This window comes from Nevskia soli DSM 19509, assembly GCF_000711955.1.
GTDB lineage: Bacteria > Pseudomonadota > Gammaproteobacteria > Nevskiales > Nevskiaceae > Nevskia > Nevskia soli.
Map to the genome: position 1 here is coordinate 1 of NZ_JONR01000001.1, position 16,868 is coordinate 16,868.

General features: G+C 56.8%; 9 protein-coding genes. 1 reads left to right on the forward strand and 8 read right to left on the reverse strand.

The annotated features are described in order from the left end of the window. Positions 1-329: 329 nt before the first annotated feature. The 8 genes from BP26_RS28155 to BP26_RS29095 all read right to left on the reverse strand — a co-directional run bounded on the left by BP26_RS28155 (position 330) and on the right by BP26_RS29095 (position 10,249). Positions 330-1,055 (reverse strand): FkbM family methyltransferase, encoded by a 726-nt coding sequence (locus BP26_RS28155; protein ID WP_084182646.1) that lies wholly within the window; start codon positions 1,053-1,055, stop codon positions 330-332. Positions 1,056-1,119: 64 nt separating this feature from the next. Continuing rightward, positions 1,120-2,448 carry a flippase gene (locus BP26_RS0100005; RefSeq protein WP_036515724.1) on the reverse strand — a complete coding sequence of 443 codons (1,329 nt, stop codon included), beginning with the start codon at positions 2,446-2,448 and terminating at the stop codon, positions 1,120-1,122. 111 nt (positions 2,449-2,559) lie between these two features. Beyond that, positions 2,560-3,324 (reverse strand): FkbM family methyltransferase, encoded by a 765-nt coding sequence (locus BP26_RS0100010; RefSeq protein WP_029918528.1) that lies wholly within the window; start codon positions 3,322-3,324, stop codon positions 2,560-2,562. Further along, on the reverse strand, positions 3,318-4,526 hold the full coding sequence (locus tag BP26_RS0100015; protein WP_051747904.1) for a glycosyltransferase: 1,209 nt from the start codon (positions 4,524-4,526) through the stop codon (positions 3,318-3,320). The genes BP26_RS0100010 and BP26_RS0100015 overlap by 7 nt, the downstream gene beginning before the upstream one ends. Before the next feature lie 48 nt (positions 4,527-4,574). Next, a complete protein-coding gene (locus BP26_RS0100020) occupies positions 4,575-5,987 on the reverse strand; it encodes a mannose-1-phosphate guanylyltransferase/mannose-6-phosphate isomerase (protein WP_029918530.1) in 1,413 nt (470 codons plus the stop codon). Positions 5,988-6,012: 25 nt separating this feature from the next. Continuing rightward, positions 6,013-7,365, reverse strand: a complete 1,353-nt coding sequence (locus tag BP26_RS0100025; protein ID WP_029918531.1) for a phosphohexomutase domain-containing protein — start codon at positions 7,363-7,365, stop codon at positions 6,013-6,015. Between the two features lie 403 nt (positions 7,366-7,768). Continuing rightward, entirely contained in the window at positions 7,769-9,214 is a 1,446-nt protein-coding gene (locus tag BP26_RS0100030) for an MBOAT family O-acyltransferase (protein ID WP_029918532.1), read from the reverse strand. Positions 9,215-9,217: 3 nt separating this feature from the next. Further along, entirely contained in the window at positions 9,218-10,249 is a 1,032-nt protein-coding gene (locus tag BP26_RS29095) for a hypothetical protein (protein ID WP_157572278.1), read from the reverse strand. Positions 10,250-10,739: 490 nt separating this feature from the next. On the opposite strand from BP26_RS29095, the gene BP26_RS0100035 reads away from it, so the two are divergent. Then, the gene (locus BP26_RS0100035) at positions 10,740-16,808 is read left to right on the forward strand and encodes an alpha-2-macroglobulin family protein (RefSeq protein ID WP_029918533.1); all 6,069 of its coding nucleotides are present in this window, start codon (positions 10,740-10,742) and stop codon (positions 16,806-16,808) included. Positions 16,809-16,868: the final 60 nt, after the last annotated feature.

Here is a 16,868-nt window from a genome sequence, read left to right on the forward strand (position 1 = left end):
GAACCAGAGCTAGATGAACCAGAGCTAGATGAACCAGAGCCACTTCCGCAGCCTACGAGGACAATGCAAAAAGAGGCGCACAATAGGAGTCGGCTTGAAAATAACATCATATTGAACTTTGAGTGGTGTTAATGTCCAAAAGCTCCCACTATCTAAGCGGCCGAAAAATCCGTCCGGAGCTTAGGCAAAATCTTATTTACATATCCTAACTGCGTAATACTTCAATATATTTACACTGAAGTCGGGTATGAATTTATCCAAACAGGTATGGCTATTTTCAGCGCGGCGCCGAACCAGAGAAAAGAACGACATAGAGTGAGTGCATTGGCTTAGGTTGTTGCAGAAGTGAGTTTTAAAGTGGTCATGCCTCGTTTTACAAAAATGACGCTATTACCAGTTTTTGCATAAATTTCGTACTCCATGCTGTTGAGGTAAAGAAAAACCGGATCACTCAATAGATTCTCAAGATTAGTCTTTAGACACTCAACGATTACACATTCTGGCTTATATTTATTCCAATCATTAGACTTTAGAACTTCGAGATCTAGGCCCTCAACGTCAATTGAGAGGATGTCTATTTTCTGGTTTTTGCCGAGATTGGCTTCAAGAACTGAGGATAATCGGACTGTTTCTACTTCTATAGCGTCAACTATTTTATTGTTGCTTAGCCCATTTCGCTTTTTTGCAATTTCAGCATCAAATGTATTTAGCGCGGGCTCGTTAAACATGAAATACGTTAATGTCGTTGCCTGCATGGAAATGCCGGCTTGAATGAAAATATCCTTCGGGCGGTATTTATTAAAAATTTGGAGCGTACCCGGTAATGGGTCAACGCAGATTCCCTTCCACCCTTTACGATAAAAAAAGAATGTATTCGAGAACCTAAAAGGATGGTGTGCACCTATATCTACATAGAATCCCCTCGAATGCCCATCAAACAAGCGATCAACAACAAGATCCTCACCTTCTTGAGCGTAGCTTTTTCTGGCCCATCGATTGGCGTAGCGCCACGGCTCGAGAAGTGCAACTCCTAGCCTACGAATAAATCTCAACATTTGTATGCCTTTGGCTTTTCATCTGAGTCGGTGCATGGTCCAAGTTATGGGATGCGGCATGGAATCAACTTACGCGAGCTGGCACCAGGACACTAAAAATATTGAATGACTTAACCAACATTAAAAAAGTCTCGCGGCCAGCCGGAAATAGGCCGATCGAAAAAATCGATATGCCATATGACAGAACAGTTGCTGCAGCGGCTCCGACACCTCCATACGATGGAATCAATAGAAAATTCAATGCAACATTGGAAACGCACCCGATCAAGGTCCGATAAAAATTATATTTTTGCAATCCCTGAATGGTAAGTGTGGAGCCGCTTGCGAGTCCAAGACAGACAAACAGTCCGGCCCAAATATGAAGCACTAGTATTGAAGCAGCGCCTTCGTATCTAGAGCCATAGAGCAGGTTGATGATGCTTGGTCCGATCGCCGTTGTGATCAATGCAACGACAAACGCTAGTAGGAACATGATTGTGTAGAACTTCTGTGTATCGACTAGGTAGTCTTTTTCTGAATATTCTCGCTTCTTCACAAAGATTGGGAAGACCGAGGCAGCGATCGACATTGGCACGAAGTACCACACCTCGCTGATCCTTGTAGCGGCGCTGTAGATGCCTACCGCCTTATCTCCCAGTATTTCGCCAATCATGATCAAGCCGATCTTGTAGTAAACCGTGACCGCTAGACCAGCAAGGATTTGGGGAGATCCATCCTTCAGGATTTGAAAGGCATAAACCCGATCAAAACTCCACTGTCTGATGGGATCGCCCTTTAAGAAAAATGCCCAGAGCATGAATATAGCGGTCAGTGCGGCTTCGGCTAGCGTGGCTATTGCAAACTGAATAAGTGTTGCGTGGTTGATCAGGAGTGTCAGCTTTATCACCGCCATAATCAAAAAAGCAGCATTCTGAGCCAGTACGCTGTACTTGCTTTTTATACTGGCTTGGAAATAGAAATCGACAATGTTCGTGGCTTGAAATATAAACGCTGTTGCGGAGAGCATTACGAGCAATATTAGCTCGATGTCATTCGGCTTGAGAACGGCAATGCTCAAAGTAACTATGAGAACGGCAGTTAATGCGGCGATTAGCTTCAATGCAAATGCAGTGCCGAGAATCTGATTGACTTTGGCAGGGGTGCGAACAAGATCGCGGACGATAATGGTATCCAGGCCGAGGGTCGCAAAACTTCCAAACAGTGTCGCGAAGGCGATCGCGTAGTTCCATTTGCCGAATTGCTCGGGGCCGAGATAGCGGGCAATTTTGACCGTTACCAGAAGGCCTACACCAAGGCGCAAGACTTTATCGGCGATCATCCAGCCAGTATTGACTAGCACTTTTGAAAAAAGCGGACGCCGTCTCAGTTCAGTCAGTTTTTCCAATAGATGCATAGCGATGACTGTTCCGAAATCTTCAACGCAAAAAATAAAGGCAGTGCGGAATATGAAAGAGCTGCCTATATTTATTTATCCAGCAAGCACCCGACCGAAAATTTCTCTATGTTACCTGGACTTGTCGGACAGCAGATCCTTTTCCCTGCGCGCAAACAAAAAATCTGCCTGAATTGAGCGGCCAGACCGGTCATAATTCATGTGATAAATACCAGCAAGATGTAGGCCGCGCTCCTTCAACCATGCAATGATCGTGTCGGCGAGAGCTTGCCCCTCGTAAAGCTCCACGAAGGAACATTCCGCATATACGTAAGAAAATTGATTGAGTAGATCTTCGCAGCCTACTAAGGCCTGAAGCTCGTAACCTTGCACGTCAAGTTTTAAAAGTGCAGGCGCTCGCAAGTCCTCGTCCGCCACATACTCGTCCAGGCGACCAACCTGAATGACCGCTGTTGTGGCCTCGGCTGTTCCAGGAAATATCGCATTCTGCATCGCTGTGATGGCCAATAGCGAAGAGGAATCATCGCGTTGCGAAATATGGATTGTCGCTTCACCGTGACTGACTCCGACCGCAGCCTCGTGCAGCGTAACGCGTTTGTCATTTCCAAATACTTTTCGAAACAACGACGCAGGTAGCGATAACGGTTCGAAAGAGATGATATTGGCATCCGGGAAACAGTGTCGCGCCACCAGCGCAAATTGACCGCGATTCGCTCCGATGTCAACCACTGTGCTGCAGGTAATCCCATTTAACACTTGTGCGTGCTCTACACCTGCGGCCACGCCAAATCGCATTGCGCGGAGATAACGAGGCCGTCCTATTATTGTGGCCAGTTTTTGAAACTTAGCATAAAGTTTTGCTGCTGACGTCACCATGCACCGGTCCCTTTAGCGTGGTTACTGTGGCCTGTGGCGACATGACGATTGGCGATCGATCTTTGTATCACATCAATAAGATTGGCCGCTGACTTCTTGATGTCGAAACGGCGTTCAAAGCATTCGCGGGCACATTGAGCCATTTGCACGCGCATCGCAACGTCAATCTTGAGCCAACGTTCCAACATTTCCGTTACGCCAATCTCAGTATCTTCCGCGACAAGTCCCGCGCCATCACTCTGTATTTCCTTCCAAATATTAACCTTGTTTGTAATCAGGACAGGGATCCCGCGCGCAAGTGCTTCAACAACGACTACGCCAAAATTCTCCGAGTGCGAAGGCAACACAAAGACCTCCGCTGCGCGCATTGCGCCTTCCTTCATATCGCTGTGCAACATCCCGGTCCAAGTTATTCGTTCCGCAATGCCACTTCGCTTCGCAAGTGCTTCCAGCTCTTTCTTCCAGCCATCCTGATCGGGGCCCGCCATTACCAAGTGAAGTGACGGGTCATCTGGCGCGACTCGCGCAAAGGCTTCTACCAGTAGATCGCAGCCTTTCTTTGCGTGGAGTCGGCTCATGAAAAGAATCAATCGACGCCCCCTCGTCTCCGGATGAGCGCCAAAAAACAGATCGCGCTGGGCATCCAGAGCAGCAGCAGGGCTGAATATCCCGTTGTCGATTACGGCTTCGCGGGCTTTGTAGAGCCAAAATGACTCTCGAGCCAGCAGCTTCTCTTCATCACTCAGAAAGAGCACGGCGCCAGCATCTCTTAATACACGATAGTCACCCCATGGCCAGTAAAGCCATTTTTTTAAATGTTTCAGTGGGAACGCCCGTTTGAACCATGGATCCAGAGCTCCGTGTACATATACGAAGTAGTTGAATCCTTTTTGGCGAGCGGCGCGCCATATCGCAAGGCTTTGATACTGCCAAATTCCGCATGCCACAAGCGCATCGTATTTGTGTCCGTTGCTTATCAGCCATGGGATGAGCTTTGTGTTGTAGCGGTATTTGCCGTAACTTGGCCCTAGTGAATGAACCACTCCTGGGAACCTGGCGATCCAGGGAGCCTCCGGGTCATCCAACGTCAGAACTTCTGATTCATGGCCAAGCTCATGAAGCGCCATATTCATTTGGCGAAGCGCCTCTACAGGGCCGCCGTATTCCGGTTTCAGTGTTCCAATTACGTTAAGTAGCCGCATGATGCATGCCTATTTAGTCCGAGTCCGCTTATTGTTTAAACGCCTTATTCAGCTGGCTCGGCCATAAACATCATTGAACCGGACGATATCGTCTTCGCCGAGATAGCCACCGGACTGCACCTCAATGAGCTCCAGCAAAATCGAGCCCGGATTCTCGAGGCGATGTTGTGACCCTAGCGGAATATAGGTTGATTCGTTTTCGGCGAGTAGGAATTCCTTATCTCCGCAGGTCACGCGGGCAGTGCCGCAGACCACAATCCAGTGCTCCGCCCGATGGTGATGCATCTGCAGGCTGAGCTTCTGCCTCGGCTTGACGATGATGCGCTTGACCTGGAACCGGCTACCCGTGGCGATGGTTTCGTAGCTGCCCCAGGGACGATGCACCACGGTATGGCTTTCAGCTTCCGGCCGGCGCAGGCTTTTCAGGCGCGACACGATGCGTTTCACGTCCTGCGCGCGGCTGCGATCCGTCACCAGCACCGCGTCCTTGGTTTCCACCACCACAACGTCCTTCAGGCCCAGCGCCGCCACCAAGCGGCTTTCGCTGTGGATCAGGGTATTGTCGGAATCCTCCAGCATGACGTCGCCGTGGGAATAGTTGCCGCGGCTGTCGCGGGCACGGGTTTCCAGGAAGGACCAAGAGCCCACATCGTCCCAGCCCGCATCCAGCGGGACGATTGCGGCCTTGTCGGTCTTTTCCATCACGGCGTAGTCGATCGAATCGGAACGTGCTGCTTTGAAAGCCGCGGCATCCAGACGGACGAAATCGAGATCGCGCTTGGCGTCGGCGACCGACTTGGAACAGGCTTCGAGCATGGCCGGATCGAGGTGCTGCAGCTCATCCAGAAAGCTCTGCGCCTTGAACAGGAACATGCCGCTGTTCCACAGATATTCGCCGCTATCGACATATGCCTTGGCGCGGGCGCTGTCAGGTTTTTCGACGAATGCAGCGACCTCGAAGCCGCCTTCCGGCAGCGCCGCGCCCTTGCGGATATAGCCGTAACCGGTTTCCACCCGTTGGGGCGTGATGCCGAACGTGGTGAGCCGGCCATGTGCCGCAACCTTCGCGGCGATCTCGGTAGAAGCGACAAAACTGCTGAGGTCGGCAATCAGGTGATCGGCCGCCATGATGAAAACCAGCGCATCCCCGCCATGACGTTCCTTCGCCACCAGGCAGGCGATCGCGACCGCGGGCGCGGTATTGCGCGCCTCCGGCTCCAGCAAGATTTCTGCGCCTTCGACACCGGCTTGCCGCAGCTGCTCGGCCACCAGGAATCGATGGGCTTCGTTGCAGATCAGGATCGGCGGCGTGGCTCCGGCCAGGGCGCCCGCGCGGCGCACCGTATGCTGCAGCAGCGACCACTCGTCCGTCAGTTTCAGGAACTGCTTGGGATAGCCCTCGCGGGACAGCGGCCACAGCCGCGTGCCGGAACCTCCCGCCAGCAGAACGGGGACAATCATGGTCGCTTGCCTGGACTTAAAAGAATTAGCTGGCATCGATGAATTCGAGTAGTTCTTGAGTTTTGCTGTGCATCAGGCTGGCATCGCCGCGGGATTCCACATTCAGGCGCAACACCGGTTCCGTGTTGGAGCCCCGCAGATTGAAGCGCCATTGCGGGTATTCGATGGAAACGCCGTCGACTTTTTCGATGGCCGTCGCATTGGGCGCATAGCGCTGTTCGATCTTCGCCAGCACGGCCTCGATGCTGGAAACCTTGCGATTGATCTCCCCCGACGCCGGAAATTTCTTCTGGCGTTCGGCCAGTAACCGCGATAACGGCAGGCCACTTTCGGACAGCAGCGCGGCCACCAGCAGCCAGGGAATATTGCCGTTGTCGCAGTAAGCGAAATCGCGGAAATAATGATGAGCGCTCATTTCGCCGCCATAGATGGCGTTTTCCGCGCGCATGCGTTCCTTGATGAAGGCATGGCCGGTCTTGGACTGCACTGGAATGCCCCCGGCCTGGGTCACCGTATCGATGGTGTTCCAGGTCAGGCGCGGATCGTGAATGATCTTGGCGCCGGGCTCCTTCTTCAGCAGCGCCTCGGCCAGCAGGCCGACGATGTAATAGCCCTCGATAAAGGCGCCGGTTTCGTCGAACAGGAAGCAACGGTCGAAGTCGCCATCCCAGGCGATGCCGAAATCCGCCTGGTGCGCCACCACCGCGGCCGAGGTGGCGGAGCGGTTTTCCGGCAGCAGGGGATTGGGAATGCCGTTGGGAAACGAGCCGTCCGGTTGGTGATGCACCTTGACGAAGCGGAACGGCATCCGCGGCTCCAGCGCGTCGATCACCAGGCCGGCCGAGCCATTGCCAGCATTGACCACGATCTTCAGCGGCTTGAGCCGGTCCGGATCGACATAATCCAGCAGATGCTCGACATAGCTCGCGCGCAACTCGATCGGGGTACGCATGGCGATCCCGGTAGGAGATCGGGCGATGGAAGCCGCTACGACCGCTTCCAGTTCACGCAGCCCCGTATCCCCGGAAACCGGTATAGCGCCGCCGCGGACCAGCTTCATGCCGTTGTAATCCATCGGATTGTGGCTGGCCGTGACCATGATGCCGCCATGGATGCCGGGCTGGAAGGCCGCGAAATACACCTCCTCGGTGCCGCACAGGCCGAGGTCGAGCACTTCCACTCCCTGCGTGACCAAGCCATGCGCCAGGGCGTTGAGCAAATCGAGGCTGGAATGCCGCACATCCCGGCCTAGCGCCACGCGCTTGGGCGCAAAGCGCTGTGCAAAGGCGCAACCGAGCCGGAAGGCGATATCAGCATTCAGCTCCTCGGGGACGCGGCCACGGATGTCATATGCTTTGAAACAGGGGAGGGAACTCATTGTTTTGAATCTTGAAAATGCTAGATCTGAGAGATGTTACAGCATGACTGGCGGACGCTGGTGTTATGCGCTCATATAAGAGGTTGGATTTTGAGATTTGGTCGTCAGTTTGCTTGCTCAAGCCCAGAGAACTTAAATCTGATCCACGAATCGTTCCAAGAGTGCATTAGCATCCCGACACCTTTTGTTTGCGCAAAACCGACACAATTCTGTCAATTGCAGCCGAGAAAACAACTATTTCAGGCCTGCTCAAGTGCTGAGCCGGAATATCACGTTTTGCCACTTGCGACGTCCTTACCTCAGCTCCCCCGCCAGTGCCCCTGCTGTTTACCCGGTAAATGTAACCTATGAAGTGAGAGGGATGATGCAACCAAGCGAAACGATTGTCTCATTATAAAAACTGTCAAAACTGGAAATAGATGAAATCCGTGTGGCCAAAGACACCGAAAAACACAAGCGAAAAAGCGCATGAGTAATAACATGCTTTACGAAACGCACCGAATCTCCAGATAGTCGGTATTTTCGACGGGTGGGCGATCAACCATTCGACGACAAATAGCAAAGCGATAAAGACGGCTAAAAACGGAGTATTTGCTCGCGGAATTTTTCCAACACTCAGCGTCGCGGACTCGAAATGTCCGAGCGGGAAAAAATGCGTGATGATGTAAAAGGCAGACTGGATGCTACTGGCGCGGAAGAATACCCATGCGATTGTAACTAGGGTAAAGGTGACGAAGACCTGCAAGACTGCGACCAATCTCGGAAATCGTTCCAAGCCAAGCACATGGCTTACTTTGCTGCGAAGTCCCTGAGTCATTTGGGACATAATTTGGTAGCTTCCATGCAGAATGCCCCACATCACGAACGTCCAGCTAGCACCATGCCATAGCCCGCTGATCGCGAAGGTCGCCATTAGATTCAGATAGTGACGACTTTTGCTGACGCGATTTCCCCCCAAGGGAATATAAACGTAGTCGCGAAACCATGAAGATAGTGAAATGTGCCAGCGACGCCAAAATTCCCCAATGGATCTGCTGAAGTAGGGTTGCTGAAAATTGATCCTTAGTTCATAGCCCATGATGCGGGCAATGCCCAAGGCGATGTCACTGTACCCGGAAAAATCGCAATAGATTTGCAGGGCGAAAAAGCATGTCGCCAACAATAGGTAAACGCCATTGAATTGCTGAGGACTGGCGTAGACCATATTTACAAAAGATGCCAGGGAATCGGCGATTACCATTTTCTTGAAGAGTCCCCAGAGCGTCTGAGCAACGCCTGACTTGATCTTTTCAGCTGTAATTTCGGGCTCACGATGGAACTGCGGCAAAAGCTGATTCGGGCGCTCGATGGGGCCCGCGACCATTTGTGGAAAGAACGCCACGTACAACGCATAATTTAGAAAGTTGCGTTCCGCAGGCACCTTGCCCTTATAAAGGTCGAGGGTGTAGCTCATTGCTTGGAAAGTATGGAACGAAAGGCCAACCGGAAGAATGATGTTTAACAGTGGAACGTCGAGTCCCATTCCGGCATTGCTTGCCAAAGATGAAATTGTCCCGGCGAGAAAGTTGAAATACTTAAAAACTACAAGCAGCCCAAGGTTGCAAAACAGACTTACGCCAAGGTAGATTCGACGCAGTCCAGATGTTTTTGCTTGTTCGATTTGGATGCCCGCAACGTAGTCGATCAGTGTGATTGCCAAAATCACCAAGATGTATTTTGCGTTCCAGCACATATAAAAATAATAGCTGGCGACCAACAGGAACACCTTTCGCGGAGTCCCGCGCATAGCGAGAAATGCAACCCAAACGACAATGAAGAAGTAAAGAAACTGAAAGCTATTGAAAAGCATCGCTCAGCGATCCCGGTGTAGTGAACTGGACAGAAGTTGGTACAGGGATTCGGTATATATACGAGCACCCTCAGGGTTCAAATGTGCTTCGTCCGAGAAGATTTTATTGGGGTATATAAAATAATCTGGTCCAAGCAAATTACACTTTGAATGATTACGCAACAATTGCGCAAAAGCTTCGTCAACGGCGGGTGGCTGAGCTGCCTCGCCTTGGCGCAAATAGCTAGGAACATAGTAACAATGAATGCCGTTCTGAACGATTAGCTGATTCAATTCGTGAAGTTCATCGGCTTCAGAGTCGCCATTTCTGCTGCGAATGCGGTCTGGTTGATCGGATGGAAGCTTGAAGTTGTCCGGAAGGCTGTTCCCCGTAAAGTGGCTTTGTTCCGAAATAAAGTAGTAACCGCGATCACGGACCATTTTTCTAACGTTATCGCGACATTCGCGATAGAACCGCCAGGGACCGCCATGCTCGCGGCTCGTTATGAGAAAGCTGAATGTATCTCGTATTAGATAACGAAAGGGGAAAAGGTCTTCAGCCATATCATGATCGTTTTCGACCATTTTGAACGGATTGAAATGCTGTGAGCCCGCCTTCCAGGGACTGGTTAATAGAAGGACATTAGGTACCTGTCCGTGCTTAATCATTCCCGTCAATTCAGGAACAAATGTAGTAAGACCCGGGTATCCGGAATTGTATGATGTCAGCCTGATTCCATCCGAAGACGCCAAGTTGTCAAATAAATCCGGAACGAAGCCGGCGAGTACTTTACTATCACCGAATATCAAGATGCGCTCTAGATCAGTATCTTCGGGAAAAACCTCGCCGTTCATTTCCCGTTGAATTTTTGCTCGATAAACAACTGAAGATCCGGAACTTAAATAGGGGAAAGTGCGGTATAGAATAAAGAAAGCGAGCCAAAGCGCCAAAAATCCAAGCATCAGTGAGATAAAGGAAATCCTATTGGCGGATATTTTCTTTTTGCTTTCCGGGCGACCAATATTGCTGCCTTCGGAATTAAGTTCTAGTGACATTTTATCGATAGTGGCGCTGATTTAATGCAATAACGCCGTCAGAACAATGGGCCTCCACCTTGAGTTTTGGGCCCGAAATCTAAACGGCTCTACCGTGCTTTTCACGTGTAGCTTGTCAAATTTGCCGCTTAGTTGGCGGAAATTTTGAAACGATATGCTCCCTGATATCAAATTTCTTGTTGCGCATAAACGGGTTTCCCGAAGCAACAGTGCTCTAGAATCATTATTTTGAATATTGGAAACATTAATTCAAAAAAATGCTACAGCATGCTCGAAGGCTATTTTGTGTTCCAGACGCATATGCGGGTTGTTTTTGAGACTTGGTTATCAGTTCTCCGATCAGGCGTCGGTAATATCCGATTCACGAATCGTTCCAAGGACAGACACAACATTCTGGTGCTTTTGCACAAATCCGACACAATCTTGCCGGGTGCAACCGCGATAATAACGATATCTGGCGCGCTCTATAAGAGCATAAAAGGGGGCATCGATGGATCGGTTGAAGGCGTTGGTCCGCGGTCTGTCCGTAGCCTTGGCGTTCGTCGACCAGGTGCTTGGCGGCCTGTTGCATATTCTTCTTGGAAACGTGCAGTGGACCCCGCCGAAATGGCTGACCTGGTTGTGGAGCCGGCTACGCAGCGCCCTCAGCGGTCTTGCCTTGTGGCTACGCAGCCACCCCCTGCGCGGCGCCTCCATCGCCGTACTCTGCCTGGCCCTGGTCGCGGCCGGTGTATACGGCTGGCACTGGTACCAGCACCGCCCCAAGCCGGTCGAACTCACCTTCACCGTCGAAGCTCCGCCCGCCACCTGCTACGACTGCGACGCCCCCTACAACGGCCCCAAGCCCCTCTACGTGCGCTTCTCTGGTTCCGTCGCCCCCCTGCAGTCGTCCGGCAAGGCCGTCGACCCCAAGGCCGGTGGCATCGGCATCTCCCCGGCCATCGAAGGCGTGTGGACCTGGGAAGACGACAAGACCCTCAAGTTCCTGCCCGGCGCCGACTGGCCCATCGGCCAGTCCTATGAGGTCTCGTTCAGCAAGCACGGCTTCGCCGCCGCCCACGTCCACCTCAAGGACTACCACCTCAAGTTCCCCACCGTGCCGTTCAGCGCCAAGATCGGCAGCACCGAGTTCTACCAGGACCCGGTCAACGTCAACGACAAGAAAGTGGTGGTGACCGTCGATTTCTCCCACCCGGCGGACACCGCCGACTTCGAAAGCCGCATCAAGCTGGCCCTGTACAACAAGGTCACCGACACCGAGGAAGAGCCGGTCGGCAAGCCCGCCTTCACCGTCCAGTACGACAAATACAAGCTGCACGCCTTCATCCACTCCGAGCAGCTCGCCGTGCCGGCCAAGCAGGGCCGCCTGGCGGTCGAGATCGGCGCCGGCTTGCGCGCCGCGCACGGCAGCAACAAGACCGCCGACGCCCTCACCTCCAGCACCGTCGTTCCCGGCCAGTTCGCCCTCGAAGTGTCCGACCTGGGCCTGGACATCGCCCGCGACCAGCACGACGACCCGCGCCAGATCGTGCTCCTGCACACCAGCTATTCCGTCACCGAAAAGGAAATCACCGCCAAGGTCAAAGCCTGGCTGCTGCCCCTGCGCAGCCCCGACCCGGACCAGCAGAAGAAATGGGATGAACAGCACAAGGGCCGCAAGCTGCCCTTCGCCTGGGACGGCAAGAACATCACGCCCGAGCTGCTCAAGGCCGCCGAACCCCTGGCCCTGAGCTACACCCCCAACGAGCAGGAGCACGTCGAGTTGCACAGCTTCGGCTACCAGGCCGATCCCGGGCGCTACGTCTACATCCAGGTCGACAAGGGCCTCAAATCCTTCGGCGGTTACAGCCTGGGCAAGCAATACACCCAGACCCTGCAGGTCCCGGAATTCCCCCGCGAGCTGCGCATCGCCCACGAAGGCTCGCTCCTGGCGATGTCCGGGGCCAAGAAGATCACCGTCTTCACCCGTGATGTGCCCGGCCTGCAGGTGGAGATCGCCCGCCTGCTGCCGGACCAGTTGCAACACCTTGTCACCCAGACCAGCGGCGATTTCCGCAATCCCCAGTTCAAGGCCGGCTGGAGCTTTGACGAGAGCAACATCACCGAGCGCTTCACCAAAATCCTGCGCCTGCCCAAGCTCAAGCCCGGCACCGCGCACTACGAGCCCGTCGACCTCGGCGAATACCTCAACAAGGACGGCGCCGACCGCCGCGGCGTCTTCCTGCTGCGCGTGCGCGCCTACGATCCGGATACCAAGAAAGTACTTGGCAGCGATGGCGAGGATGCAGCCCCGGCGCCGGACCAGCCCGAAGGCGAGGGCGACGATGCTCAGGAGAGCGACGCTGCCCCCGCGCCGCAGACCTGGAGCCAGTCCAGCGACCAGCGCATGATCGTCGTCAGCGACCTCGGCATCCTGGTGAAGCGGGCCGTCGACGGCTCGCAGGACCTGTTCGTCCAGTCCATCCACAGCGGCGAACCGGTGGGCGGCGTCAGCCTGTCCGTGCTGGGCAAGAACGGCGAGGCGGTGCAGACCCAGACCACCGACGCCGACGGCCACGCCCGCTTCGCCGACCTGAAGAACTTCAAGCGCGAACACGAGCCGGTGCTGTACCTCGCCCGCAAGAACGGCGACAGCAGCTTCCTCCCCATCGGCCGCGGCGACCGCGAGCTGGACCTGTCCCGCTTCGACATCGGCGGCGTCAGCAACTCCGCCGACAGCGGCCGCCTCAGCGCCTTCCTCTTCTCCGACCGCGGCATTTACCGCCCCGGCGACGAGATCCGCGTGGGTGCCATCGTCAAGGCGCAGGATTGGGCCAAGTCCCTGGCCGGCGTGCCCCTGCGTGTGCAGATCACCGACCCGCGCGGCACCGTGGTCAAGCGCGATTCCATCCGCCTCTCCGCCGCCGGCTTCGAGGACATCCGCTACGCCACGCGCGACACCGCCCCCACCGGCGAATACGCGATTTCGCTGGCCATCATCAAGAACGAGGGCCGCGAGGACGCCATCGGCTCCATCACCGTCAAGGTGCAGGAATTCCTGCCTGACCGCCTGCGCATGACTGCTCACCTCTCGGCTGAAAGCACAGAAGGCTGGGTTTCGCCTGACCAGCTCAAGGCCAGCGTCGACCTGCAGAATCTGTTCGGCACCCCGGCGCAGAACCGCCGCGTCACCGCGCAGATGATCCTCTCGCCCAGCTTCCCCGCGTTCCCGGCCTACGGCGGCTACCAGTTCTACGATCCGCAGGCCGCCAAGGAAGGCTTCAACGACCAGCTTGCCGAAACCAAGACCGACGACAAGGGCGGCGCCTCCTTCGACCTGAACCTCCAGCGCTTCACCCGCGCCACCTACCGCCTGCACCTCGTGGCCGAAGGCTTCGAAGCCGACGGCGGCCGCGGCGTCGCCGCGGAAACCGCACAGCTGGTCTCGAACCTGCCTTACCTGGTGGGCTGGAAAGCGGATGGCGACCTCGGCTACGTCGCGCACGACAGCGCGCGCAAGGTCGACCTCCTCGCCATCAACCCCCAGGCCAAGAAGACCGAGGTCAAGGACCTCAAGCTGCTGCGCATCGAGCGCCGCTACGTCTCCATCCTCACCAAGCTCGACAGCGGCACCTACAAGTACGTCTCCAAGCTCAAGGAAGTCACCCTGGGCGAGGACCCGTACAGCATCCCCGCCGCCGGCACCCAGCTGGCGCTGGACACCCATACCCCCGGCAGCTTCAGCTACGTCGTGCAGGATGCCGCGGGCCAGCAATACGCCCGCATCGACTACAGCGTCGCCGGCGCCGCCAACCTCGCCGGCCGCCTCGACAAGAACGCCGAGTTGCAGCTGACCCTGGACCGCAAGGACTACGCCCCCGGCGACGACATTTCGATGCAGGTGCAGGCGCCCTACACCGGCGCCGGCCTCATCACCATCGAGCGCGACAAGGTCTACAGCTACAAGTGGTTCAAGGCCGACACCACCAGCTCGGTGCAGCACATCAAGCTGCCCGACGGCATCGACGGCAATGCCTACGTCAGCGTCAGCTTCATCCGCGATCCGGGCTCGGACGAGATCTACACCAGCCCCCTGTCCTACGGCGTGCAGCCGTTCTCGGTGGCGCTGGACCATCGCACCGCCCACGTCACCCTGCAGCAGGCCGAACTGGTCAAGCCCGGCCAGCGCCTGGCCATCCACTACAGCACCGACCGCCCGGCGCGCATCGTCATCTTCGCCATCGACGAGGGCATCCTCCAGGTGGCGCGCTACAAGACGCCCAATCCCCTGGCCTGGTTTTTCCAGAAGCGCTCGCTCGACGTGCGCACCCTGCAGATCCTCGACCAGATCCTGCCCGAGTTCCTTCACGACGCCGCCATGGCCGCTCCCGGCGGCGACGCCGAGGGCGCCCTCGGCCGGCATCTCAACCCGTTCAAGCGCAAGACCGACAAGCCCGTCGCCTACTGGTCCGGCATCATCGACGCCGACCAGACCGCGCGTGAAGTGGATTACGAGGTGCCGGACTACTTCAACGGCAGCCTGCGCGTGATGGCGGTGGCGGTGGCCGACGACGCCATCGGCACAGCCGAGGGCAAGACCACCGTGCGCGGCGACTTCGTGCTCTCGCCCAACGCGCCGACCACGGTTTCGCCGGGCGATATCTTCGACGTCAGCGTCGGCGTCGCCAACAACGTCAAGGGCAGCGGTGCCGAGGCGCCCATCGTGGTCAGCGTCGATCCCTCGAGCCAGCTCGAAGTGCTCGGCGACAGGCAGCAGACCCTCAACATCACCGAGATGCATGAATCGTCCGCCCACTTCAAGATCAAGGCGCGCGACCAGCTCGGCTCGGCCACGCTGCAGTTCCACGCCGCGTTCAAGGACAAGAGTGCCCAGATCGCCGCAACCATGTCGGTGCGCCCGGTCACGCCCTATCAAACGCGGCTCAGCGCCGGCAGCTTCACCCGCAGCAGCCAGGACGTGCCGGTGACGCGCAATCTCTACCCGGAATACCGCAAGGCCGAGGCCGGCGTGTCGGTGCTGCCCCTGGGCCTGAGCCACGGCCTGGTCAGCTACCTCGGCAACTACCCCTACGACTGCACCGAGCAGCTGGCCAGCATGGCCATGCCCGCCATCGTCCTGGGCAACCGGCCCGAGTTCGGCTACGTCAAGGCGCTCCAGGGCGCGGACCTGCCCGGACTCATCGCCGAGCTGCGCGCGCGCCAGACCGGGGATGGCTCCTACCGTTACTGGCCCGGCGGTAATTCCAACGTGGTCGAGTTCGTCTCGCTCTACGCCCAGCAGGTGCTGCTGGAAGCCGGTGAACGCGGCCAGTCCGTGCCGCAGGACCTGCTCAACCACGGCAACGACTACCTGCGCCAGCTCGCCGCCCGCGACGGCGACAATCTCGATGAGGAGCGCGACACCGCCTACGCCATCTACCTGCTGACCCGGCAGGGCAATGTCATGGCCAACGAGGCCGCCGCGCTGCAGGGCCGGCTCGACGAGCGCTACAAGGACTGGCCGCAGGACATCACCGCCGCCTACCTCGCTTCGGCCTACCAGCTGATGAAACAGAAGCACCTGGCCGACAAGACCATCGCCAAGGTCAAGCTGGGCGTGATGCAGTCCTACGACGCCTGGCATTCGCCGATGGCGGTGGACGCCGAACTGCTCTACCTGCTGGCGCGCCACTTCCCGGACCGCGCCAAGGCCCTGCCGGCGGATTTCCTGGATACCCTGGTGCAGCGCATCGGCCACGGCGACTACCAGACCCTGTCCTCGGCCGAAACCATCCTGGCCCTGGACCAGTACGCCGCCACCGTCGGCACCGCCGCCGCCGGCAAGCTGTCCATCGCCGAGGTCCTGAAGGACGGCAGCGCCAAGCCGCTGCCCCTGCCCGATGGCATCCTGCCCAAGGCGCCTTTCGACGCCCTGGCCACAAAGCTGCGCTTCGGCAACGATGCCGACGTCCGCGCCTACTACGAGGTGGACGAATCGGGCTTCGACCGCGCCCCGCCGCAGAAGGCGATCAGCCAGGGCTTCGAAATCCTGCGCGAGTACACCGACGCCGACGGCAAGCCGCTGACCACCGTCAAGCTGGGCCAGGAGCTGGTGGTGCACGTCAAGTTCCGCGCCACCAACAACAAGGCCTTCAGCAACGGCGTGCTGGTCGACCTGCTGCCGGGCGGCTTCGAGATCGTACTGCCGCGTACCGACCAGGCGCAGCAGCCGATGCAAGGGGCCAGTCCGGACGGAGCGGCCGCGGATGGCTCGAACGCGTCGGACGCGGACGCCAACCAGGCCGAGGGAGAAGGCGAGGGCGACGCAGCCGCACAACCCGACTGCGGCTGCTGGTTCTTCTGGACCCACCCGCCGGCCTTCCCCGACTACGCCGACCTGCGCGAGGACCGCGTGGTGGCCTACGGCAACATCGGCACCGGCGTCGGCGAGCTGACCTACCGCATCAAGGCCACCAACACCGGCACCTTCACCGTGCCGCCCGCCTACGGCGAGGCCATGTACGACCGCACCATCCAGGCCCAGTCCACCGCCGGCAGCATCACGGTGATCGCCCCGTAGGGCAATGCAGTGAAGCTCGCGGCAATCATAGGTCGATGGTTTCCCCTCTCCCGCTCGCGG

Excerpts from the sequence above, each read along its gene's own strand:
- BP26_RS28155 (WP_084182646.1), bottom strand. The coding sequence starts at position 1,055 with ATGTTGAGATTTATTCGTAGGCTAGGAGTTGCACTTCTCGAGCCGTGG.
- BP26_RS0100005 (WP_036515724.1), bottom strand. The coding sequence starts at position 2,448 with ATGCATCTATTGGAAAAACTGACTGAACTGAGACGGCGTCCGCTTTTT.
- BP26_RS0100010 (WP_029918528.1), bottom strand. The coding sequence starts at position 3,324 with ATGGTGACGTCAGCAGCAAAACTTTATGCTAAGTTTCAAAAACTGGCC.
- BP26_RS0100015 (WP_051747904.1), bottom strand. The coding sequence starts at position 4,526 with ATGCGGCTACTTAACGTAATTGGAACACTGAAACCGGAATACGGCGGC.
- BP26_RS0100020 (WP_029918530.1), bottom strand. The coding sequence starts at position 5,987 with ATGATTGTCCCCGTTCTGCTGGCGGGAGGTTCCGGCACGCGGCTGTGG.
- BP26_RS0100025 (WP_029918531.1), bottom strand. The coding sequence starts at position 7,365 with ATGAGTTCCCTCCCCTGTTTCAAAGCATATGACATCCGTGGCCGCGTC.
- BP26_RS0100030 (WP_029918532.1), bottom strand. The coding sequence starts at position 9,214 with ATGCTTTTCAATAGCTTTCAGTTTCTTTACTTCTTCATTGTCGTTTGG.
- BP26_RS29095 (WP_157572278.1), bottom strand. The coding sequence starts at position 10,249 with ATGTCACTAGAACTTAATTCCGAAGGCAGCAATATTGGTCGCCCGGAA.
- BP26_RS0100035 (WP_029918533.1), top strand. The coding sequence starts at position 10,740 with ATGGATCGGTTGAAGGCGTTGGTCCGCGGTCTGTCCGTAGCCTTGGCG.